Source organism: Streptomyces spectabilis, from assembly GCF_008704795.1.
In the GTDB taxonomy this organism is placed as follows: domain Bacteria; phylum Actinomycetota; class Actinomycetes; order Streptomycetales; family Streptomycetaceae; genus Streptomyces; species Streptomyces spectabilis.
In genome coordinates this window covers 3,262,127-3,284,334 of record NZ_CP023690.1, presented here as the reverse complement: position 1 = coordinate 3,284,334, position 22,208 = coordinate 3,262,127, and the positions used below count along the sequence as shown (strand labels likewise).

Here is a 22,208-nt window from a genome sequence, read left to right as displayed (position 1 = left end):
AAGAGAAGCTGGTCGACTACCTCAAGCGGGTCACGGCCGAACTCAAGCAGACCAAGCAGCGGTTGTCGGACGCCGAGCGGGCGAGTCGGGAGCCGATCGCCGTCGTCGGCATGGGCTGCCGCTTCCCCGGTGACGTCGGCTCGCCGGAGGAGCTGTGGCGGCTGCTCGACGCGGGCGGCGACGCGATCACCGTGTTCCCCTCCGACCGGGGCTGGGACGGCGAGGCGCTGTACGACCCGGACCCCGACACCCCCGGTCGTACGTACACCCGGCGCGGCGGATTCCTGCGCGGGGCCACGGACTTCGACCCGGAGTTCTTCGGCATCTCGCCGCGCGAGGCGGTGGCGATGGACCCGCAGCAGCGGCTGCTCCTGGAGACCTCGTGGGAGGCCCTGGAGCGGGCCGGGGTGCGCCCGGCCTCGCTGCGCGGCGCCCGGGTCGGGGTGTTCGCGGGCGCCATGGCACCGGACTACGGGCCCCGCCTGCACCAGGCCGTCGGCGGCGCCGAGGCGCATCTGCTGACCGGCACCACCAACAGCGTGGCCTCCGGGCGGATCGCGTACACCTTCGGCTTCGAAGGGCCCGCGGTCACCGTCGACACGGCGTGCTCGTCGTCGCTCGTCGCGCTGCACCTCGCGGTCCAGTCGCTGCGCCGGGGCGAGTGCACGATGGCGCTCGCGGGCGGCGCCACGGTGATGTCGACGCCCGGCATGCTCGTCGCCTTCAGCAGGCAGCGCGGTCTGTCCCCCGACGGGCGCTGCAAGTCCTTCGCCGACGCGGCCGACGGCACCGGCTGGGCCGAGGGCGCCGGGATGCTCCTGGTGGAACGGCTCTCCGACGCCCGGCGGCTCGGGCACCCGGTCCTCGCCGTGGTGCGCGGCAGCGCGGTCAACCAGGACGGCGCGTCGAACGGCCTGACCGCGCCGAACGGCCCGGCGCAGCAGCGGGTGATCCGGCAGGCCCTGGAGGACGCGGGCCTGACCGCCGCGGACGTGGACGCCGTCGAGGCGCACGGCACCGGCACCAGCCTCGGCGACCCCATCGAGGCGCAGGCCGTCCTGGACACCTACGGAGTCGAGCGCGACCGCCCCCTGTGGCTCGGCTCGCTCAAGTCCAACATCGGGCACACCCAGGCCGCGGCCGGGGTCGGCGGCGTCATCAAGATGGTCCTCGCGCTCCAGCACGGCGTACTGCCGCGGACCCTGCACGTGGACGCCCCGTCGTCGCACGTGGACTGGTCGGCGGGGATGGTGAACCTGCTGACCGAGCGGCGCGAGTGGCCGGTGACGGGCGAGCCGCGCCGGGCCGCGGTGTCGTCGTTCGGGATCAGCGGCACCAACGCGCACCTCGTCCTGGAGCAGGCACCCGCGGCCGACGAGGCCGACGCGGAGGACCGAGTGCCGCTGCCCGCCGTGCCGTTGGTGCTGTCCGGCAGGACCGCGGAGGCCCTCGCCGCCCAGGCCCGGCAGCTGCTCGCCGCGGTGGACTCCCTGGACCCGCTCGACGCCGCGTACTCCCTCGCGACCACCCGGACGGCGTTCGAGCAGCGGGCCGCCGTGGTGGCGAAGGACGAGGAGGGGCTGCTCGCGGGCCTGCGGGCGATCGCGGGCGGCGGCGCGGGCTCCGGCGTGGTGCGCGGCGTCGCGCAAGGGGGCCGCACGGCCTTCGTGTTCGCCGGGCAGGGCACCCAGCGCCTGGGCATGGGCCGCGAGTTGTACGCGGCGTTCCCGGTGTTCGCGGCGGCCCTCGACGAGGTGTGCGCGGGGTTCGACGGGCTGCTCGAACGGCCCCTGCGCGAGGTGCTGTTCGCGGAACCGGGAACGGAGCAGGGAGCGGAGCCGGACGCGGCGGAGGCGCTCGACAGGACCGGGTGGGCCCAGCCCGCCCTGTTCGCGGTCGAGGTGGCCCTGGCGCGGTTGCTCGGCTCGTGGGGCGTGCGCCCCGAGGTCCTCGCCGGACACTCGATCGGCGAGCTGTCGGCGGCGTTCGTCGCGGGCCTGTGGACGCTGCCGGACGCCTGCCGCGTGGTGGCGGCCCGCGGCAGCCTGATGGAGCGCCTTCCCGAGGGCGGCGCGATGGTGTCGGTGCAGGCCACCGAGGAGGAGGTCGCCGAGGTCCTCGCGCGCGCCCCCGGCGACGCGGTCGGCGTCGCCGCCGTCAACGGGCCCCGGTCCGTGGTCGTCTCGGGCGCCGAGGAGGCGGTCCTGGCGGTCGCCGGGCACTTCGCTGCGCTCGGCCGCCGCACCAAGCGGCTGCGGGTGAGCCACGCGTTCCACTCGCCCCTGATGGACCCGATGCTTGAGCCCTACCGCGAGGTGCTCGCCGGGGTGGCGTTCCACGAGCCGGTCCTTCCGATCGTGTCGACGGTCACCGGCGAGCCGCTGACGGCTCAGACGGTGTGCTCGCCGGAGTACTGGGTGCGCCAGGTCCGCGAGCCGGTGCGGTTCGCCGCCGCGGTGCGCCGCCTCCAGGACGACGGGGCCACCCGGTTCGTCGGCGCGGGCCCCGACGCCGCGGTGACCACGATGGCCGAGGGCTGCCTCACGGAGCGGGACGGGGTGCCCGCGCCGGTCGCCGTGCCGGTCCTGCGGGCCGACCGCCCGGAGGCGGTGACGGCCCTTACCGCGCTCGCCGCGGCGCACGCGCACGGCGTGGAGGCGGACTGGCAGCAGGTGTTCGCGGGGACCGGCGCGCGGCTCGTGGAGGTGCCGACCTACGCCTTCCAGCGCGACCGCTACTGGATGGACGCGACGGCGGCGGCCGGGGACCTGCGGGCCGCGGGCCTGAGCGCGGGGGAGCACCCGCTGCTCGGCGCGGTGCTCGCGCTGCCGGAGTCCGGCGCGACGGTGATGACCGGCCGCCTCTCCCTGGAGACCCAGCCGTGGCTGGCCGACCACGCGGTGTTCGGCCGCGCGGTGGTGCCCGGCGCGGTGTTCGTGGAGATGGTCCTGCGCGCGGGCCGCGAGGTCGGCTGCGGCCTGCTCGACGAACTGACCCTGCACGCCCCGCTGGTCCTCGGCGAGCGCGGCGGCGCCCGGGTCCAGGTCGTCGTCGAGGACGCCGACGAGTCGGGCCACCGGGCGGTGTCCGTGCACGCCCAACCGGAGGGCGGGGACTGGGTCCGGCACGCCGAGGGCTCGCTCACCGACTGGGCCCAGCCCGCGGGCTTCGAGGCCGCGGTGTGGCCGCCGGAGGGCGCGCGGGCGGTCGACCTCGGCGACGCGTACGCCGACCTGGCCGCGCGCGGCTACGACTACGGCCCGGTGTTCCAGGGCCTCTCGGCGCTGTGGCGGCGCGGCGACGAGGTGTTCGCGGAGGTCGCCCTGCCCGCGGAGGCCGCGGCCGACGCGGACCGGTTCGGCCTGCACCCGGCGCTGCTCGACGCGGCCCTGCACACCATCTGGCACGGCTCCTTCCTCGATGCGGCGGACGGCGCGGTGCTGCCGTTCGCCTGGTCGGGGGTGTCCCTGTCGGCGACCGGCGCGTCCGCGCTGCGGGTGCGGATGGCGCCCGCCGGGACGGACGCGGTGTCGGTGCGGCTCACGGACACCGCCGGGGTGCCGGTGGCGTCGGTGGACGCGCTGCGGGTGCGGCAGCTGCCCGCCGAGGGGCCCGGCGCGCCCGCGGACTCGATGTTCCGGGTGGACTGGTCGGACGCGCCCGCCGAGTCGGCCGCCCCCGCCCGGTGGACGCTCGTACGGGACCTCGCGGAGGTTCCCGCGGAGCCGGGCGTGGTGTTCCTGCGCTGCCCGGCGGGTCCCGACGCCCGGCGGGTCACCGCCGAGGTGCTCGCCGTCATGCAGGAGTGGCTCGCCGACGCGCGGTTCGCCTCCGGCACGCTCGCCCTGGTCACCGAGGGAGCGGTCGGCGCCGCCCCGGGGGAGCCGGTCGACGGGCTCGCCCAGGCGGGCGTGTGGGGCCTGGTGCGGTCGGCGCAGACCGAGAGCCCGGGCCGGTTCGCCCTGGTGGACGTGGACATGGCCGCCACGGACGGCACGGCCGCCGCGGCCGGGCCCGTGGCGTGGGACGCGCTCGCCGCGCTCGTCGACCAGGAGCCGCAGCTCGCGGTCCGGCAGGGCCGGGTGCTCGTGCCCCGGCTCGTCCGGGCCGAGGCGGGCGGCGCCGCCGCGCCGGCGGCGGCCTTCGGGGCCGGTACGGTGCTCGTCACCGGCGGCACCGGCACGCTCGGCGGGGTCGTGGCCCGGCACCTGGTGGGCGCGCACGGCGTGCGACGGCTCGTGCTCGTCAGCCGCGCGGGCGCGGACTCGCCGCGCGGCGCGGAGCTTGCGGCCGAGCTGACGGAGCTGGGGGCCGAGGTCGTCCTCGCCGCCTGCGACACCTCCGACCGGGCCGCGCTCGCCCGCGTGCTCGCGGACGTCCCCGCCGAGGCCCCGCTGACGGGGGTCGTGCACGCAGCCGGTGTCGTCGACGACGGGGTGCTCACCGAGCTGAGCCCGGAGCGGCTCGACGCGGTCCTCAGCCCCAAGATGGTCGCCGCGTGGAACCTGCACGAGCTGACCCGCGGCCTCGACCTGTCGGCGTTCGTCCTCTTCTCCTCGATGTCGGGCCTGATCGGCCCGGCGGGCCAGGCCAACTACGCGGCGGGCAACGCCTATCTGGACGCCCTCGCGCAGCACCGGCGGGCCCGGGGCCTTCCCGGCGTCTCCCTGGCCTGGGGCATGTGGGCCGAGCGCAGCACGATGACCGAGCACCTGACGGACACGGACCTGGCGCGCCTCGCCCGCTTCGGCGTGACCCTGTCCTCGTCGGAGCAGGGCGTCGCGCTGCTCGACGCCGCGCTCGGCCTCGACGAGCCGGTCCTGGTCCCGGTGGCGCTCGACCTGACGTCGATGCGCGCCCAGGCGGACGTGCCGCCGATCCTGCGGCGGCTCGCGGGCCGGGGCGCCGCGCCACGGCCGGCGCGTCCGGCGCGGGTGAGCGCGGGCTCCGTCCTGGACCGGCTCGCCGGGCTCTCCGAGGAAGGCCGCCACGAGGTCCTTCTCGACCTGGTGTGCACGGAGATGGCCCGCGTCCTGGACTACCCGGCGGGCCGGACGGTCGCCCCCGACCGGGCGTTCTCCGAACTCGGCGTCGACTCGGTGGCCGCCGTGGAGTTCCGCAACCGGCTCGGCGCCGAGACCGGCATGCGGCTGCCGCAGACGCTGGTGTTCGACCACCCGACGGCCGTCGCCGTCACCCGTGAGCTGGTCCGCGAACTCGCGGACCGGGCGCCGCGCCCGGCGACGGGTTCGGTGCTCACGGAGCTCGACCGGGTCGAGGCGGCCCTGACGGAGTCCTCGGCGACCGGGCCCGACGGGGAGGAGATCGCACAGCGGATCGAGGGCCTGCTGGTGAGGTTGCGCGCGCTCAGGGACGCCGAGCGGACCGGGCCGAGGATCGACGTCACGGACGCGACGGACGAGGAGCTCTTCCAGTTCCTGGACGGCAGTTGAGCGCGGAGCCCGCCGTGACCGCGCGCTGAGGAGGTGCGGGCGGCGGGCCCGGAAAGCCGCGGAGGGTCCGCTCGGGGCATCGGCCGATGTTCCGAACGGACCCTCCGCTTCCGCGCGTTCCCTTCCGGGTGCCGTGAATTCCCCCTGGCAGGCGCCGTGCTGCCCATCGCACGGTAATTCCGTGCGGCCCGCGCCGTTACCACGACATGACCGCGCGCAGGGAAAAGCGTGCCAGTCTTCCGCTACCCAACCACTTGCGATTCCGGCACGGAGGCCACCCATGTCAGGCTACCGGAAAGCGCGGGCCATTCCTGCGCGATCACAAAGTAATTCCCTATGTTTCCAGCCGAGTTCGCGGATGTTTCCGGCTTCCCGGGCGCTCGCATGCTGACGCGCCTTCCCTCGCTCACGGGCCTGCGCTTCGTGGCGGCCCTCATGGTGTTCGCCACGCACGTCGTCTGGTACACCGGGTTCATTCCGGGCGACACGGGCGCGGACCTCCGGGACGCGTTCGCCCTGTCCGGCTCCTACGGCGTCGGCTTCTTCTTCATCCTGAGCGGCTTCGTGCTCGCCTGGACCGCGCGCCCGAGCGACACGACGCCCTCGTTCTGGCGCCGCCGCCTGGTGAAGATCGGGCCCATGCACTGGGTCACCTTCGGCCTCGCGGCCCTGTTCGTGCTCAGCACGGACCGGCCCACGCGCACCGTCGACTGGCTCGCGTCCCTGACCATGCAGCAGGCGTGGTTCCCGGACATCCGGACGAGTTCCGCCGTCAATGGCGTGAGCTGGTCGCTGGCGTGTGAATTCTTTTTCTATCTGGCCTTTCCGGTGCTTTTCCCCGTGGTGCGCCGCCTGCGCGAGCAATGGCTGTGGCCCGCGCTCGCCGCGGTGCTCGCGCTGATCGTGGGGGCTTTCCTCGTCGCCACGTACGCGGTGAGCGACCAGCCGGGGCTCATCGGCTTCGGCCTGACCGGCGAGGTCTCCTTCGACCAGGTGTGGTTCGTGTACTTCTTCCCACCGGTCCGCGCCCTCGAATTCGTCCTCGGCATGGTCCTGGCCAGGATCGTGGCGGCGGGCCGGTGGCCGCGCATCGGTCTGGTGCCCGCCTTCGCGCTCGCCGTCGCCGGCTATGTGCTGGCCCTGAAGCTGCCGTATCTGGCGGGCACGGCCGGGGTGTCGACGGTGTGGACGGCGCCGCTCATCGCCGCCGCCGCGGTCGCGGACCGGCAGCAGTCCGCTTCGGTGTTCCGCAGACCCACGATGGTGTTCCTCGGCGAGATCTCCTTCGCCTTCTACATGGTCCACTGGATCCTCATCGTGACGGTGGCCGAGTGGATAGGACCCACGCGCACCTTCTCCCTCGCGACGGGCTCGCTCCTGGTGCTCGCCCTGCTCGCGGCGGCCGTGGCGTCCGCCACGGTCCTGTACTGGTGCGTGGAGCGGCCGCTGATGCGACGCTTCGGCCGCCACCGCCCGGTCGCCGCCCCGCCCGCGCGACCCGCGCCGCCCGTGCGGGCCGAGGGCGAGCGCGTACTGGACTGACGAAGGGCACGCACGCCGGAGGGCCGGACGCGTTCCGTGGACGCGTCCGGCCCTCCTTCTTGCGGCGGACGGTACGGCTAGCCGGCCCGCAGCGGTGCCGGGAAGTAGCCCGCTTCCGCGAAGAACTCCGTGTACGTGGCGAACAGTTCGGCGTCGATCTCCGGGCAGTCGATGCCCGTCCCGGCCAGGGCGGACTCCGTCCCGCTGACGTCCACCCGCATGTACAGGGCCTCGCCCGCGGTCATGTAGGCGCGGAAGATGTCGATCGTGGGGAAGAGCGCGTTGTCCCGGTCGTCGCGGACCGTGGCGACGAAGTCGTCCCAGGACACCTCGTCCAGGACGTATCCGGAGGCGCGGAGCCGCGTCACCATGTCGGCGAAGCTGACCGCCACCGGGTTGAACAGGTGGAAGGTCCGGCTCTCCGCCGTACGGGACAGCTCCAGGACGGCCGCGCTGACGTAGTCCACCGGCACCATCGGGAACAGCGCGTTCGCGCCCGTCGGCACCTTGCGCGCCTGGAGGCTGCCCTTGAGGCTCAGCCAGACGAAATCGCGGGTCTGGCAGGCGCCGTTGGTCTGCGCCCCGGAGATGACGTCGGCGCGGTAGACGGACACGGGCAGGCCGCGCTCCTGGGCGAGCCCGATGATCTTCTCGGCGACGTACTTGCTCTGCCGGTAGCCGTTGGTCAGCTCCTCCGGCGGCCCGGTCGGGTCGTCGGGGGTCAGACCGGCGCCGCCGGGCGCGGCCTTGGCGAAGACGCCGGTGCTCGACACGTAGTGCAGCGGCACCGTCCGGTGCAGCGCGGCGAGCCGGAGCGCCTCCTCGGTGCCGGTCACGTTGGCTGCCTTCAACGACTGGTACGGGTGCAGCCAGTTGACGGTGGCGCCCGCGTGGTACACCGCGTCGACCTCGCGGGCGAGCCGGTCGAACCGCTCGGCGCCGAGGCCGAAGCGGGGCTCGGAGAGGTCGCCGGGGAGCACCCTGAGGCGGTCGGGGTCGATCTCGTCCCAGATGCCGTACCAGGTCAGACCGGTGCGGAGCCGGTCGAGCGCGGCCGCCTCGTCGGCGCCCCTGACCAGGCAGTGCACGGTGGCCCGCGTCGACCGCATCAGATCCCTGAGCAGGAAGCCGCCGACGAAGCCGGTCGCCCCGGTGAGGAACACATGCCCGGGGTCCGCGACCACCCGGACGACCTCGTCGGCCGGGACCACGTCGTCGGCGAGCCGCACCTCGGCCGCGAAGTCCACCGCGGACCGGGCGGGCGCCTCCGTGCGGCTGGCCAGCTCCGCGCGCAGGTGGTCGATCAGCGCGTCGGGCGTGTTGTGGTCGAACAGCAGGGTCGGCGGCAGGCGCAGACCCGTCTCGCTCTCCAGCCGGTTGCGCAGCTCGACCGCCGTGAGCGAGTCGAAGCCGAGGTCGGTGAAGACGGTGGTGGGGGTGATGCCGTCGGACCTGCCGTGGCCGAGGATCACCGCCACCGACTCCCGCACCAGGTCGAGCAGGAGCGCACGGCGGCCGGACTCGTCGAGCTCGGCGAGGCGCTCCGCGAGCTGCCCGCTGTGTGCGGCCGCCGCGGTCACCACGCGCCGCTCCGGCCTGCGGACCAGGCTCCGCAGCACCGGGAAGAGCGGGCCCGGCTGCCGTTCGAGCAGGGTGACGTCGAGGTGCATCGGCACCGTCATCGGGTACGCGGAGGCGAGCGCCGCGTCGAACAACTCGGGGCCCTCCTCCGGCGCGATGGGCCGCAGACCCGACTGCGTGGCCCGGTTCCGGTCGACCTCGGAGAGCCGCGACGCCATGCCGTGCTCCTGCGCCCACGCCGCCCAGGCGAGCGAGTCGGCCGGGAGGCCGTTCGCCCTGCGGTGCTGCGCGAGCGCGTCGAGGAACAGATTGGCGGCCGAGTAGTTGGCCTGCCCCGGCGACCCGATGACACCCGCGACCGAGGAGAAGAGGGCGAAGAGGGTGAGGGGTTGGTCGTGGGTGAGTTCGTGGAGGTGCCAGGCGGCGTCGACCTTGGGCCGCAGGACGGTGGTGAGGCGTTCTGGGGTGAGGGCGGTGATGATGCCGTCGTCGATGACGCCGGCGGTGTGGACGACGCCGGTGAGGGGGTGGTCGGCGGGCACGGCGTCGAGGACGGCCCTGAGGGCCTCGCGGTCCGATGCGTCACAGGCTGCGATCCGCACCCGCGCGCCGAGCCGGGTCAGTTCGTCGGCCAACTCCGCCGCGCCGGGCGCCTCTTCACCTCTGCGGCTGGTGAGGACCAGGTGCTCGACACCGTACGAGGTGATCAGGTGCCGGGCGAACAAGGCACCCAGCGCCCCGGTACCACCCGTGATCAGCACCGTGCCGCCCGGCGCCAACTCCGGCTGCGGCGCGGCCGGGGCGGCCGGGCGCACCCGGGCAAGGCGGGGGGTGCTCGCGCGGCCCGCGCGGAGTGCCACCTGCTCGTGTCCCGAGGCGATCGCGGCGGCGAGGCGTCCGGTGCTCGCCGGGTCGCCGTCGAGGTCGACAAGCGTGATGCGGCCGGGGTTCTCGACCTGGGCCGACCGGACCAGACCCCACACCGGGGCCGAGCCGAGGTCGACGTCCTCGCCGTCGTGGGTGGCGACGGCGTTCCTCGTGACCAGGACGAGCCGGGACGTCTCCAGGGCGAGACCGTCCTGGACCAGTTCGAGCGCCCGCAGGGTGCTCCGGTGCGCGGCCGCCACCGTGTCGTCCCCCGACGGCACGTCGAGTACGGCCACGAGGACGTCCCCCGCGGCGTCCGCGACGCTCTCGACGCGGCGCCCGACGCCGTCCAGCGGTGTGTCGCTGAGCACGGCCAGGCGGGTGGGCGTGAGGTCCTCCGGGTCGGGCAGGGCGACCGGCGACCAGACCACGTGGAACAGCGAGTCGCCGGCCGCCCCGCCGAGCCGCTCGGCGGGCGCCACCGGACCCGGCCGCAGCGCGCGGGCCTCGGCGACCGGTTCGCCCGAGTCGTCGGCCAGCCAAAGCCGGAAGGCGTCCTCGCCCTTGGACCTGAGCCAGACCCGCAGCGTGCGCGGCCCGGAGGCGTACAGGTTGAAGCCGTGCCAGGACAGGCCCGTGGTGTCGCGCCCCGCGGCGAGCAGCGGGTGCAGCGCGGCGTCGAGCAGCGCGGGGTGCAGGCCGAAGGCGTCCAGGTCCGCGTCGTCGGGCAGCCCCACCTCGGCGAACAGGTCGTCGTCCCGCTGCCACAGCGCCCGCAGCCCCTGGAACACCGGCCCGTGCGCGTACCCCTTCTCTTCGAGCCGCTGGTAGAAGCCGTCGAGCGCGGCCGGGGTCGCGCCCGGCGGCGGCCAGGCCTCCAGGGAGACAAGGGGTGCGGGCTGCGCCTCGGTGAGCAGGCCGGTGGCGTGCGTCCGCCACGGCGCGGCCGGGTCGTCCCGGTCGGGCCGTGAGCTGATGGTGACCCTCCGGTACGCGTCCTCGCCCGCCGCGCCGATGGCCACCTGCACTTGGACGCCACCGCTCTCGGGGACGGTCAGCGGGGCGTCGACCGTCAGCTCGGCGACGCCGGAGCAGCCGGTCTCGTCACCGGCGCGGACCGCGAGCTCGACCAGGGCGGCCGAGGGCAGCGTCGCGGTCCCTCCGACGCGGTGGCCGTCGAGCCAGGGGTGGGCGTGCAGCGAGAGCCGCCCGGTGAACACCGCGCCCTCACCACCGGCGAGTTCGATGGCCGTGGTGAGGAACGGATGCCCCGGCGCGGCCAGGCCGAGCCCGGTCGTGTGCCGCGCGGCCGCCGAGGTGCTGTCGAGCCAGTAGTCCTGGTGTTGGAAGGGGTAGGTCGGCAGGTCCACCAGAGCCGCCGGGGTGTGCGCGAACACCCGCGCCCACTCCACCCCCTGCCCCGCCGCGTACACCTGCGCGAGCCCGGTCAGCGCGGTCCGCACCTGAGGCTGATCCCGGCGCTGCAACGCCGTGAACGACGCCTCCACGCTCTGCGCCCCCATCGCCGTCAACACCCCGTCCGGACCGATCTCCAGGAACCGGGACACCCCCCGCTCCCGCAGCCGTACGACATGATCGGCGAAACGGACCGCCTGACGGATGTGATCCACCCAGTACCCGGCCGAACACACCAGCGTGGTATCAGCGGCCATGGGGATCGTCGGCTCCGCGAAAGTCACCCCCTTCACGACGGCCGCGAACTCCTCCAGGACCGGCTCCATCAGCGGGGAGTGGAAGGCATGACTGACCGTGAGCCGGTTCGTCTTACGACCCCGCTCCCGCAACACCTCCGCAATCCGCGTGACGACATCCTCGGCCCCGGAAACCACCAGGGAGGTCGGTCCGTTGACCGCCGCGATCCCGGCCTGGGCTTCGTGGCCTTCCAGCAGCTCAAGGACCTCGGCCTCAGCCGCCTGCACCGCGATCATCGCCCCGCCCACCGGGAGGGCCTGCATCAGACGGCCCCGCGCGGCCACCACCGTGCACGCATCCTCCAGGCTGAGAACACCCGCCACATGCGCCGCCGCCAGCTCACCGATGGAGTGCCCGGTCACGAAGTCCGGCACCACCCCGAAGGACTCCACAAGGCGGAACAACGCCACCTCGAAGGCGAACAGCGCGGGCTGTGTCCACCCCGTCTCATCCAGCCCCTCGCCGCTGAAGACCACCTCCTTCAACGACCCCGGCAGCAACCCCTCGAACCCGGCACAGATCTCATCGAAGGCAGCGGCGAACACCGGGAAGGTGTCGTACAACTCCCGCCCCATCCCCGGACGTTGAGCCCCCTGCCCCGTGAACAAGAACGCCGTACGCCCCTCACCCGCGACCCCCGACACCACACCCGGCACCGACCCACCAGCCGCCAGCACCCCCAACCCGGACACCAACTCCTCACCATCGCCCGCCAAAACCACCGCCCGGTGCTCGAACGACACCGACCGCGACCCCGCCGACGACAACCCCACATCCAACGGCGCGGCCCCCGCGCCCACCACGGCGGCCAACCGCTCGGCCTGCGCCCGCAACGCCTCCGGCGAACGCGCCGACACCACCACAGGCACCACCGGCAGCGAACCGGCCGACTCCTCCGCCGACGGCTCCTCCACCGGAGCCTGCTCGACGATCAGGTGGGCGTTGGTGCCGCTGACGCCGAACGAGGAGACGGCGGCGCGGCGCGGGCGGCCGGTCGTCGGCCAGGGGCGCTCCTCGGTGACCAGCTCGATCGAACCGGCGGTCCAGTCGACGGCCGGTGTGGGCTCGTCGATGTGGAGGGTGCGCGGTACGACCCCGTGGCGCATGGCCATGACCATCTTGATCACGCCTGCGACGCCCGCGGCGGCCTGCGTGTGGCCGATGTTCGACTTCAACGAGCCGAGCAGCAGCGGCTGGTCGTCGGGCCGGGACTGGCCGTACGTGGCGAGCAGGGCCTGGGCCTCGATCGGGTCGCCGAGCATCGTGCCGGTGCCGTGCGCGTCGACGACGTCCACCTCGGCGGGGGAGAGCCCGGCGTTGGCGAGGGCCGCGCGGATGACGCGCTGCTGGGACGGGCCGCTCGGCGCGGTCAGGCCGTTGGAGGCGCCGTCGGAGTTCACGGCGGTGCCCCGGATCACCGCGAGGACCGGAAGGCCCCGCCGCCGGGCCTCGGAGAGCCGCGCGAGGGCCAGGACGCCGACGCCCTCGGAGAAGCCCGTGCCGTCCGCGGCGGCCGCGAACGCCTTGCAGCGGCCGTCGGGAGACAGACCGCGCTGGCGCGAGAACTCCACGAAGGGGTCGGGCACCGGCAGGACCATCGCCCCGCCCGCGAGGGCCAGCGAGCACTCGCCGCCGCGCAGCGCCGTCACGGCCTGGTGGATCGACACCAGCGACGACGAGCAGGCCGTCTCCACGGTGACCGTCGGACCCTCCAGGCCGAGGAGGTAGGAGATCCGGCCGGAGGCGACGCTGGTCAGCATCCCGGTCATCATGTAGCCCTCGGTGCCCGCGGCCGAGGCGTCGACCTCGGACGCGTAGCCCGTGTACATCACGCCGACGAAGACGCCGGTGTCGCTGCCGCGCAGCGAGCGCGGGTCGATGCGGGCCCGCTCGACGGCCTCCCACGTGGTCTCCAGGAGCAGCCGCTGCTGCGGGTCCATCGCGAGGGCCTCGCGCGGGGATATCCCGAAGAACGCCGCGTCGAAGCCCTTCACGTCGCTGAGGAACCCGCCCTCGCGTGCGGAGACCTTGCCGACGGCGTCGGGGTCCGGGTCGTACAGGCCGTCCACGTCCCAGCCGCGGTCGGCGGGGAAGCCGGAGATGGCGTCGACGCCGTCGGCGGCCACGCGCCACAGCTCGTCGGGCGTCGACACGTCGCCGGGGTAGCGGCAGCCCATGCCGACGATGGCGATGGGCTCGGAGCGGCCCGCCTCCAACTCCTCGACCCGGGCCCGGGCCTTGTGCAGGTCGGCGGTGACCCACTTGAGGTAGTCGAGGAGCTTCTCGTCCTTGTTCATCTGCTGACCGCTCATTTGGCTACCGCCCGAATCGAGTTCTCAAGGCCTGACGCGGGATCGTGGTCGGCGAGCACCGAGGTGCCGAGCCGTCCCGCCAGGTACAGCGCGAGGTGCAAGCGGAGGCGGTCCTCGCGCAGGGACCGCCCGAGGAGTTGCTCCGCCTTCTTCACCCGGTAGACCACGGTGTTCTTCGCGATGTGCAGGTGTTTGGCGGTGATGGCGACGCCGCGCTCGTTGTCGAGGAGGCAGCGCACGGTCTCGCGCAGCGCGGCCATGGACCTGTTGTCGGCGGCGAGCGGGCCGAGTTCGCGGCGTACGAAGTCGGCGGCGGCCTCGGCGTCGTTGCCGAGCAGGATCACCGGCTCCAGGTCGCCGTAGTCGCAGAGTCCGAACGGTCCTGGCTCGATGATGCCGCCGACCCGCTCCGCGGTGACGGCCTGCTCGTGGGAGCGCTGGAAGCCGGCCACGCCGTCGCCCGGGAGCCCGGAGGCGACGTGGATGTGCGGGGGCAGGTCCACGGGCTTGTCGGAGCGCCGCAGTTCGGCCGGCCGGTCGGTGGCGCGGCCGCCCCACGCCCACAGGCGCCCGGGACCGGCGGGCAGCATCAGCATCGAGGAGCAGCCGACCTGGTCGAGCAGGCGCAGCGCCGTGGCCTCCAGGTCGCGGCTGCTGTCCGGGCTGATCTCGTCCTGCCACAGGACGAGCGCGACGTGGTGCAGCGTCAGGTCGTACCCGAGCTGGCGCAGCGCCCTCATGGTGTCGACCGGCTTGCCCTTCAGTATCGAGGACACCAGCTCAAGGCGCTCGCCCACGGACCCGGCGAACCAGCGGTCGCGCTCGGCGGCGAACTTCTCGGCGACCGTGGCGGACAGGGTCTCCATTCCCTCGAACAGATCGGAGGAAATGGACCGCATCATCGCCGCCTGGTCCTCGGCGGGGATCACCGCGTCGCGGAACTCGAACAGCTCACGGGTGAAACTCGCGTGCGCGGCCCGGACATAGCGCAGGACGTGGTCGACCGTCGTGTTGTCCGAGATGCGTTCCCGAATGGTGTGGGTGAGCTCCGCGGACAGCACGCCGGTGATGGATCTGATGCCGCTGAGCCGCAGGACCACCCAGAGCGCTATCGCTTCGACGAGCCGGGTTTCGCTGCGGGATTTCTGGTCGAAACGGGCGAACGGCTCTCCGGAGAGTTCGGCAAGCAGCAGGCGGCTGTTCTCGATCGCCCAGCCGGTCGCACCCGAACCGACACGGGCGACTACCTCCTCGACCAGCAGTGGATTCGTCGCCGGTAAATGGAGTACGGAGTCGTCCGCGGGGCGCAGTAGATGCAGCAGGGAACTGGTGGACGTGATCTGGGGACGCGCAGGAATAGTGGCCTGCGAAGTCGGGCAGCCTGACAACGAGTAGCCTCCCTAACGGAAAGCGGACGCGACTGGGTGCGGGCAGCCTATACGCGCTTTCGGCCACGGCGGGTAACTGCCTGGTAACCGCCTCTGACCGGCGGAATTACCGCGCGGTGGGCGGCAGTTCCGGGGGTGCGGGATATCGTGCGCCGCACGGTCCACCGATTGGCAGCGATCAGGCGCTGCGCGGTCCCCGATTGGCAGCGACGAGGAGTGCTCGTGACCAAGCCCGCCACACCAGACCTTCGCATCGGCGCAGTGACCGGCACGGTGCCATGGGTGCTGTCCGGGCGCAGCGCGGCGGGCCTTCGCGCCCAGGCGGCGCGCCTCCTCGCCCGGCTCGAATCGGGCCCTGCGGCGGACGCCGCCCCGCTCGCCGAGGTGGGCCGGTCGCTGGTGGCGGCCGGGGCCGCGGGCGAGCACCGGGCCGTGGTCATCGGGCGCGACCGCGCCGAGCTGCTCGACGGGGTGCGCGCGCTCGCCGATGAGCGGCCCGCGCCGCACGTGATCACCGGCCAGGCGCCCCGGCGGGCCCGAGGGGGCACCCGGCCGGTGTTCGTGTTCCCCGGCCAGGGCACCCAGTGGGCCGGCATGGCGGTGGCGCTGCTCGACGCCTCGCCCGTGTTCGCCGAGGCGGTCCGGGACTGCGAGAAGGCCCTCTCGCCGTATCTGAACTGGTCGTTGGAGGACGTGCTGCGCGGCGTGCCCGGCACCCCGCCGCTTGACCAGGTGGACGTCGTGCAGCCCGTGCTGTTCTCGATGATGGTGTCCCTGGCGCGGCTGTGGCGCCGCTTCGGCGTGGAGCCGGGCGCGGCGGTCGGCCACTCGCAGGGCGAGATCGCGGCCGCGCACGTCGCGGGCGCCCTGTCCCTCGACGACGCCGCGCGGATCGTCGCGCTGCGCAGCCAGGCCCTGACGAAGATCCGCGGCCGGGGCGAGATGCTGACCGTGCTCGCCCCGGGCGACCAGGTGCGCGCGCTGCTCGCCGACTGGGAGGGCACCCTCTCGGTGGCCGCGGTGAACGGCCCCGCCACCCTCACGGTGTCGGGCGACGTGGCCGCGATGGCCGACTTCGGCGCCGCGCTGCGGGCGGCCCGGATGATGCGCTGGCGGGTGCCGGGCGTGGACTTCGCCGCGCACTCGCCGCACGTGGAGGACCTGCGGGAGACCCTCCTCGACCTGGCGGCGAGCGTACGGCCGCAGCCGGGCGGGGTGCCGTTCTACTCCACGGTGACCGGGCGGCGCCTCGACACCGAAGGGCTCGACGCGGAGTACTGGTACCGGAACCTGCGGCAGACGGTCCGGTTCGACGACGCCGTCCGTTCGCTGGTCGCCGACGGCCACGAGGTCTTCGTGGAGTGCAGCGCCCAGCCGGTGCTCACGGTCGGCATGCAGGACATCGTGGAGGAGCTCGGGCGCCCGGCGGCCCTGATGGCGACGCTGCGCAACGAGGACGGCGGCGGCGCCCGGTTCCTCGCCGCGCTCGCGGAGGCGTATGTGCACGGCGTCGCCGTGGACTGGACGGCGGCCTTCGCGTGACGGACCCCCCACGGGCCTGAAGGCCCTGACCGGCGTTTCGGTCAGGGCCTTCCCGTGCGGCGGTCGGCGTCGTGCCTCAGTCGACGTCGATTCCGAGATTGCGGAGCTTCGGTTCTATGACCGCGCGACAGTACGGCTGGAATCGGTTCTTGTTGTAGAAATCCTGTTGATCGGGGTCGGCCTCGAAGAACTGCTGGTAGGGCCGGAGATCGGTCACGATGCTCTGCCCCAGTTCCTGCCGCACCCGCTGCATGACCTTTTCGGAACGCACGCGCTGGTCTTCGTCGGCGTAGAAGATCGTCGAGTGGTAAACGGTTCCGCGATCCGCGCCGCTCTGGTTCGGAGTGGTCGGATCGTGGCTCTGGAAGAACAGGGTGAGTACGTCCTCGAAGGAGATCTTGTCCGGCTGGAACGTCAGTTTTACTGCCTCTACGAACTTCTGCGGATTGAGCCCGTGACGTTCGTAGTCCTCGTAGTTGGGCGGGGGTCCGTGATCTCCCGCGAAACCCGCGACACTTGATGTGACACCGGGGGTCCGGCGCATCACCGCGTCGAAGGACCAGAAGCAGCCGGGACCGAGTGTCGCGGTCTCGGCATTCTCGGCTGCGGGTATTTCATCGGCCATCGGAGTCCTCCCCAGACTCTGGTCCGAATTTTCGCTGGATTGTAGCAGGAATAACAATTCCGGTGGGTGTGCAAAGGCGCCTCGCGGAGGGCGACTTCGGGGGTTTCACGGGCCGCGCGGAGCGGTCGCCCCGTGCCCGCGCCGAGGTGCCGGGAACCCGGCGGGCCACCGGCGCGACTCCTGGGCTGCCGGTGCGCGAGGCCCGGCCTCGAAACGGGTCCAGGAGACAAGAGATGCGTACGCGTACGGGGTGGGGTGCGGCGGCCGTGGTGTGCGGCCTGCTGGTCTCGGGCTGCGGCGGTGGCGGTGACGGCGCGGACGGCTCCGCCGGGGACGGCGCGGCCGCGGGGTTCCCGGTGCGGGTCACCGACTGCGAGGGGAACGCGACCAGCTTCGCCGCCGCGCCCAAGAAGATCGTGACCAGCAACGCGGCCGCCCTGGAGCTGCTGCTCAGGCTCGGCGCCGGGGACCGCGTCGCGGGTACGGGCTTCCCGCCCGGCAAGGGCACGCTGCCCGGGGCGCTCGGGAAGCGTGCGGACGACGTGAAGGTGCTCAGCCGGTCCGTGATCCCCAAGGAGAAGCTGCTCGGCTCGGGCGCCGATCTGTACATCGACAGCTTCGCCTCCATGGGCGGCATGGGCGGCGGCATGGGCGACGCCCCGACCCCCGAGGAGTACAAGGCGGTCGGCATGAAGCACATCTACCTGAAGTCCACCGCCTGCGCGCAGGACCGCGAGGGCCCCGTGACCGACCTGTCCGCCGTCGAGCGGGACATCACCGCGCTCGGCGCCGTCACCGGCAACCGGAGCACGGCCGCGGAACTCGTCGACGGCATGCGGACGAAGCTGGCCTCCGTGCGCACGGCGGTGCGCGGCGTCCCCGAGCGGAAGCGGCCCACCTACTTCTTCTTCGACTACGACGCCGGGACCAAGGCGCCCACCGCCGTCTGCAACCGCCAGATCGCCCACGCGGTGATCACCCTCGCGGGCGCCCGGAACGTCTTCGCGTCCTGCGACGGCGCGTTCAAGCAGGTCGGCTGGGAGGACGTGGTCTCCAAGAACCCGGACTGGATCCAGCTCGGCGTCCGCAACCGGGGCAGCGCCGCGGCCAACGAGAAGGCCTTCGACGAGGCCAGGAAGTGGCTGGAGAGCAACCCGGCCACCAAGGGCCTGCGCGCGGTGAAGAAGGGCAGGTTCCTGCGCATCGGGTCCGAGGCCACCACCATCGCGGGCGTCTCCAACGCCGACACCGTGGTGCGCATCGCCAAGGCCCTCCACCCCGGCAAGGTCCGCTAGCCGTGGCCTCACCGCGCACGGCGAGCAAGCGCGCGGGCCCCGCCGACGGCGACGCGCGGGTCCTGCCCGCGTGGCCCGTCGCCGCGGGCCTCGCCCTGCTCCTCCTCGCGGCGCTCACGGCGGCCGTCTCCTGGGGCTCCACGTCGCTGCCGCCGGGCGAGGTGTGGGGCGTCGTCGCGCGCAGGCTGACCGGCGCCGCGCCCAGGCCGGGCACCAGCGACCTGATCGTGTGGCAGCTGCGGGTGCCGCGCGCCCTGCTCGCCGCCCTCGTCGGCGCCGGGCTCGGCCTGGTCGGCACCGCCGTGCAGGCCCTCGTACGCAACCCGCTGGCCGACCCGTACCTCCTCGGGGTCTCCAATGGCGCGTCCCTCGGGGCCGTCGCCGCGATCGTCCTCGGGGCGGGCGCGGGCAGCGCGCTCGGGCTCTCCGGGGCGGCGTTCGCGGGCGCCCTCGTGACCTTCGCCCTGGTGTGGGCCGTGGCCCGGCGCGGCGGCGGCTTCGCACCGCTGCGGCTCGTGCTCGCCGGGGTCGCGATCGGCCAGTTCCTGTCCGGGTTCACCAGCTATCTGGTGCTCCAGGCCGGGGACGAACAGCAGACGCACAGCGTGCTCTTCTGGCTCATGGGCAGCCTCAGCGGGGCCACGTGGCAGCTGATCGCCGTGCCCGCGGTGACCGTTCCGGCCGCCCTGGTGCTGCTCCAGGCGCGGGCCCGCGGCCTCAACGCCCTCCTGATGGGCGACGAGACGGCGGCCGGGCTCGGCGTCGACGTGGGGCGCCTGCGCCGCGAGCTGTTCGTGGTGACGAGCGTCCTGACCGGCTCCCTGGTGGCGGTGTCCGGGGCGATCGCCTTCGTCGCCCTGATGGTGCCGCACACCTGCCGCCTCCTCGTGGGCGACGACCACCGCAGGCTGCTGCCGCTGTCCGCGCTCGGCGGCGCGGTCCTCATGGTCGTCGTCGACATCGTGTGCCGGACGGCCATGGACGCGCAGGAGCTGCCCGTCGGCGTCGTCACCTCGCTGATCGGCGCTCCGGCGCTGCTGTTCCTGCTCGACCGGCGCCTGAAGGAAGGGAGTTGAGACCCCATGCGCGTTGACATCGAGGACCTGTCCGTCGCCTACGCCGGGCGCACCGTCGTCGCGGGCGCGCACCTCGTCGCCGCCGAGGGGCAGATCACCGGGCTCGTCGGCCCGAACGGCAGCGGCAAGTCCACGCTCCTGCGCACCGTCTACCGCCATCTGCGGCCCGCCGCGGGCCGGGTGCTCCTGTCCGGCACCGATCTGCGCGAGCTGACCCCCGCCCGGTCGGCCCGGCACGTCGCCGCGCTGCCGCAGGAGCGGGGCGCGGACGTCGAGCTGACCGTGCGCGAGGTCGTCGCGATGGGCCGCACCCCCTACAAGCGGGCGTTCGCCGGGGACGACGCGGCCGACCGGGACACCGTCGCGCGCGCCCTCGCCGAGGTCGGCATGGACGGCGCGGCCGGGCGCCGCTTCGCGGCCCTGTCCGGCGGCGAGCGGCAACGCGTCCTGCTGGCCCGCGCGTTCGCCCAGGAGCCCGACGTCCTCGTGCTCGACGAGCCGACCAACCACCTCGACGTGCGCCACCAGGTGGAGCTGCTCGCGCTGCTGCGCGGCAAGGGGCGCACCACCCTGGTGTCCCTGCACGACCTCAACGCGGCCGCCTCCGTCTGCGACCGCCTGCACGTGCTGCACGGCGGCCGCGTCGTCGCCTCCGGGCCGCCGCGCGAGGTGCTCACGCCAGTGCTGCTCGCCGAGGTGTTCGGCGTCCGGGCGGCCGTCGTGGACCATCCGCTGACCGGCGATCCGCTGATCGCCTTCGACCACCGGGAGCGCCCCTGAAAGGGGCACGGGGGACCGCGCCGCACGCACTGCGCGGACATCCGGTGAAGGCCCTGTGGCATGCCCTGCGCGCGCAGTAGGTTCGGGGAGCGCGTGGCCGCCCACGGCCGCCCGCGGGGTCCGGACCACGGCTGAGGGGAGCGGGTGTGCGCCGGGGCACGACGGTCGGCGGGCGCTACCGACTGGTGCGCGGCCCCCTCCACGGGGGCATGGGCGAGGTGTGGATCGCCCGCGACCAGCGGCTGCCCCGCCAGGTCATCCTCAAGCGGCTGCGGCGGCGCGACCGGCGCGGCACCCGGTCCGACCGCCGGGAGTTCGACCGCATCGAGGCGGAGGCGCGCGCCCTCGCGCGGTTCAGCCACCCCCACGTCGTCACCCTGCACGACGTGCTCACGCTGCCCGAGGGCCGTTGCTCCCTGCCGCGCCGCAGGACCGCGTCCTGGCTGGTCATGGAGTACGTGTCCGGGGGCAGCCTCGCCGACCGGCCGCCGCTCGCGCCGCGGCGGGCCGCGCGCGTCGGCGCCCAGGTCGCGGCCGCGCTCGCCGCGCTGCACGCCGAGGGGATCGTGCACGGCGACGTGAAGCCCGGCAACGTCGTCACCACGCCCGAAGGCCTCGCCAAGCTCGCGGACTTCGGCGCCGCCTACCGGGTCGGCGGGCAGGAGACCATCACCTCGCCCGGCGCGCTCAGCTACACGCCCGACTACGCCGCCCCCGAGGTCGTCAGGGGCCGCCCCGAACCGGCGTCGGACGTCTTCTCCCTCGCCGCCCTGCTGCACACCCTGGTTACCGGCCGCCCGCCGCGCCCGCTGACCGGCGGCGACGTCGACCCGTTCGTCGCCGAGCGGCAGGCCGAGCGCGGCGAGGTCGCCCTCGGCCCCGGCCTCGGGCCGCTCGGCGAGCTGCTTCCCGCGATGCTCGACCCCGCGCCGAAGAACCGCCCCGCCGCGGCCGAGGCGGGCCGGCTGCTCGCCGGGATCGCGGGCCCCCAGGAGCCGCTGCCGCGCGGGGACATGGACGGCGACGGCGAGGGGGTCGGCCAGGACAGCGAGAGTTCCGGCCGGATCGCCCTGCCCGGCAGATCACGGCAGTTCGTGATCGTGGCGGCCGTGGCCGTGGTGACGCTCGCCGCCGCCGTGTGGCTGCCGCGGCTGTGGCCGGACGACGGGGACGACGGGCCCGACAGGAAGCGGACGGCCCCGGTCCTGGGCGACCACCGCACCGTCGACCCGTGCGCCCTCGCGGACCCGGCCGCCCTCAAGCGCTTCGGCGAGGCCGAACTCGACCGCGACTACGGCAACTTCGACCGCTGCGACATCCTCGTCGACACCGGCGGCGACGACCCCGTGGACGTCCAGTTCCACTTCGACACCGGCGGCGGCTCCGGACTCCCGCGGCCCCACCGCACCGAGGGCAGCGTGGCCGTGGTCAAGGAGGCGGCCGACAGCGACAGTTGCGTCCGTACGATGCTTCCGGCCACCGACCGCGACGCGCACGTCACCGTCGTCGCGCAGAACGACGGCTCCGACGACAGCGTGGCGCGGCTGTGCGCCATGGCCGACGCCGCCACCCGCGTGGCCGTGCGGCGGCTCAACGACGGGCCGCTCGCCCGCCGCCCCGAGGCCGCGCCCGGCTCCCTCGTCCACGAGGACGCCTGCGCGCTCCTGGACGCGCGGGCCCTCGAAGCCATCCCCGGCGTCGACGCCCGCGACCCCGACGTCGGCTTCGGTAACTGGGACTGCGAGTGGGCGAGCACCACCGGTGACCTCTGGCTGGAACTCCGCTTCGACCAGGGGCCGTCGCCGGACGCGGGCGACGGTGCGCTCACCCGCGTCGGTGGGCGCCGCGCCGTCGTGGAGCCGGGGGCGGAGGGGCCGCGCACGTGTCGCGTCCGCGTGGTGCACCGTGCCTACGGCGACGGCGGCCGGGCCGTCGAGACCCTCAATGTCACCGTCGGTGGCGACCCTTCCGAGGACCGGCTGCGCCGCCTCGCGCTGCGCTTGGCCGGGGATGCGGTGGCAGGCATTCGCTGAG

At 74.0% G+C, this 22,208-nt stretch carries 9 protein-coding genes and 1 pseudogene; 7 read left to right on the top strand and 3 right to left on the bottom strand.

The features are described from left to right. Positions 1-17: 17 nt before the first annotated feature. Positions 18-5,453: pseudogene (locus CP982_RS14240) on the top strand (type I polyketide synthase); the annotation flags it as partial. A gap of 336 nt (positions 5,454-5,789) precedes the next feature. Continuing rightward, positions 5,790-6,995: an acyltransferase family protein gene (locus CP982_RS14235; protein ID WP_150510873.1), complete on the top strand. Its 1,206-nt coding sequence runs from the start codon at positions 5,790-5,792 to the stop codon at positions 6,993-6,995. Between the two features lie 77 nt (positions 6,996-7,072). Here CP982_RS14235 and CP982_RS14230 read toward each other — a convergent pair whose 3' ends face one another. Beyond that, positions 7,073-13,468, bottom strand: coding sequence for a type I polyketide synthase (locus CP982_RS14230; RefSeq protein ID WP_229878895.1), 6,396 nt, complete (start codon positions 13,466-13,468; stop codon positions 7,073-7,075). Beyond that, positions 13,465-14,856: a PucR family transcriptional regulator gene (locus CP982_RS14225; RefSeq protein WP_150510872.1), complete on the bottom strand. Its 1,392-nt coding sequence runs from the start codon at positions 14,854-14,856 to the stop codon at positions 13,465-13,467. The genes CP982_RS14230 and CP982_RS14225 overlap by 4 nt, the downstream gene beginning before the upstream one ends. A gap of 222 nt (positions 14,857-15,078) precedes the next feature. Between CP982_RS14225 and CP982_RS14220 the strand changes: the two genes are divergently transcribed. After that, positions 15,079-16,398, top strand: a complete 1,320-nt coding sequence (locus CP982_RS14220; RefSeq protein ID WP_150510871.1) for an acyltransferase domain-containing protein — start codon at positions 15,079-15,081, stop codon at positions 16,396-16,398. 76 nt (positions 16,399-16,474) lie between these two features. Here the strand turns inward: CP982_RS14220 and msrA are convergent, their stop codons facing one another. Next, the gene (gene msrA / locus CP982_RS14215) at positions 16,475-17,023 is read right to left on the bottom strand and encodes a peptide-methionine (S)-S-oxide reductase MsrA (protein ID WP_150510870.1); all 549 of its coding nucleotides are present in this window, start codon (positions 17,021-17,023) and stop codon (positions 16,475-16,477) included. A 233-nt stretch (positions 17,024-17,256) separates the two neighbouring features. On the opposite strand from msrA, the gene CP982_RS14210 reads away from it, so the two are divergent. The 4 genes from CP982_RS14210 (at position 17,257) to CP982_RS14195 (ending at position 22,207) form a co-directional block, all read left to right on the top strand. Continuing rightward, complete coding sequence (locus CP982_RS14210) at positions 17,257-18,318, top strand: ABC transporter substrate-binding protein (RefSeq protein ID WP_184924994.1); 1,062 nt, start codon at positions 17,257-17,259, stop codon at positions 18,316-18,318. 2 nt (positions 18,319-18,320) lie between these two features. Beyond that, complete coding sequence (locus CP982_RS14205) at positions 18,321-19,394, top strand: FecCD family ABC transporter permease (RefSeq protein ID WP_150510869.1); 1,074 nt, start codon at positions 18,321-18,323, stop codon at positions 19,392-19,394. A gap of 6 nt (positions 19,395-19,400) precedes the next feature. Beyond that, complete coding sequence (locus CP982_RS14200) at positions 19,401-20,174, top strand: ABC transporter ATP-binding protein (protein ID WP_150510868.1); 774 nt, start codon at positions 19,401-19,403, stop codon at positions 20,172-20,174. A gap of 146 nt (positions 20,175-20,320) precedes the next feature. After that, the gene (locus CP982_RS14195) at positions 20,321-22,207 is read left to right on the top strand and encodes a serine/threonine-protein kinase (RefSeq protein ID WP_229878896.1); all 1,887 of its coding nucleotides are present in this window, start codon (positions 20,321-20,323) and stop codon (positions 22,205-22,207) included. The last annotated feature ends 1 nt before the right edge of the window (position 22,208 follow it).

What these genes read in the sequence shown, in the direction of transcription:
- CP982_RS14235 (WP_150510873.1), top strand. Translation starts at nt 5,790, where the DNA reads ATGTTTCCAGCCGAGTTCGCGGATGTTTCCGGCTTCCCGGGCGCTCGC.
- CP982_RS14230 (WP_229878895.1), bottom strand. Translation starts at nt 13,468, where the DNA reads ATGAGCGGTCAGCAGATGAACAAGGACGAGAAGCTCCTCGACTACCTC.
- msrA (WP_150510870.1), bottom strand. Translation starts at nt 17,023, where the DNA reads ATGGCCGATGAAATACCCGCAGCCGAGAATGCCGAGACCGCGACACTC.
- CP982_RS14210 (WP_184924994.1), top strand. Translation starts at nt 17,257, where the DNA reads ATGCGTACGCGTACGGGGTGGGGTGCGGCGGCCGTGGTGTGCGGCCTG.
- CP982_RS14200 (WP_150510868.1), top strand. Translation starts at nt 19,401, where the DNA reads ATGCGCGTTGACATCGAGGACCTGTCCGTCGCCTACGCCGGGCGCACC.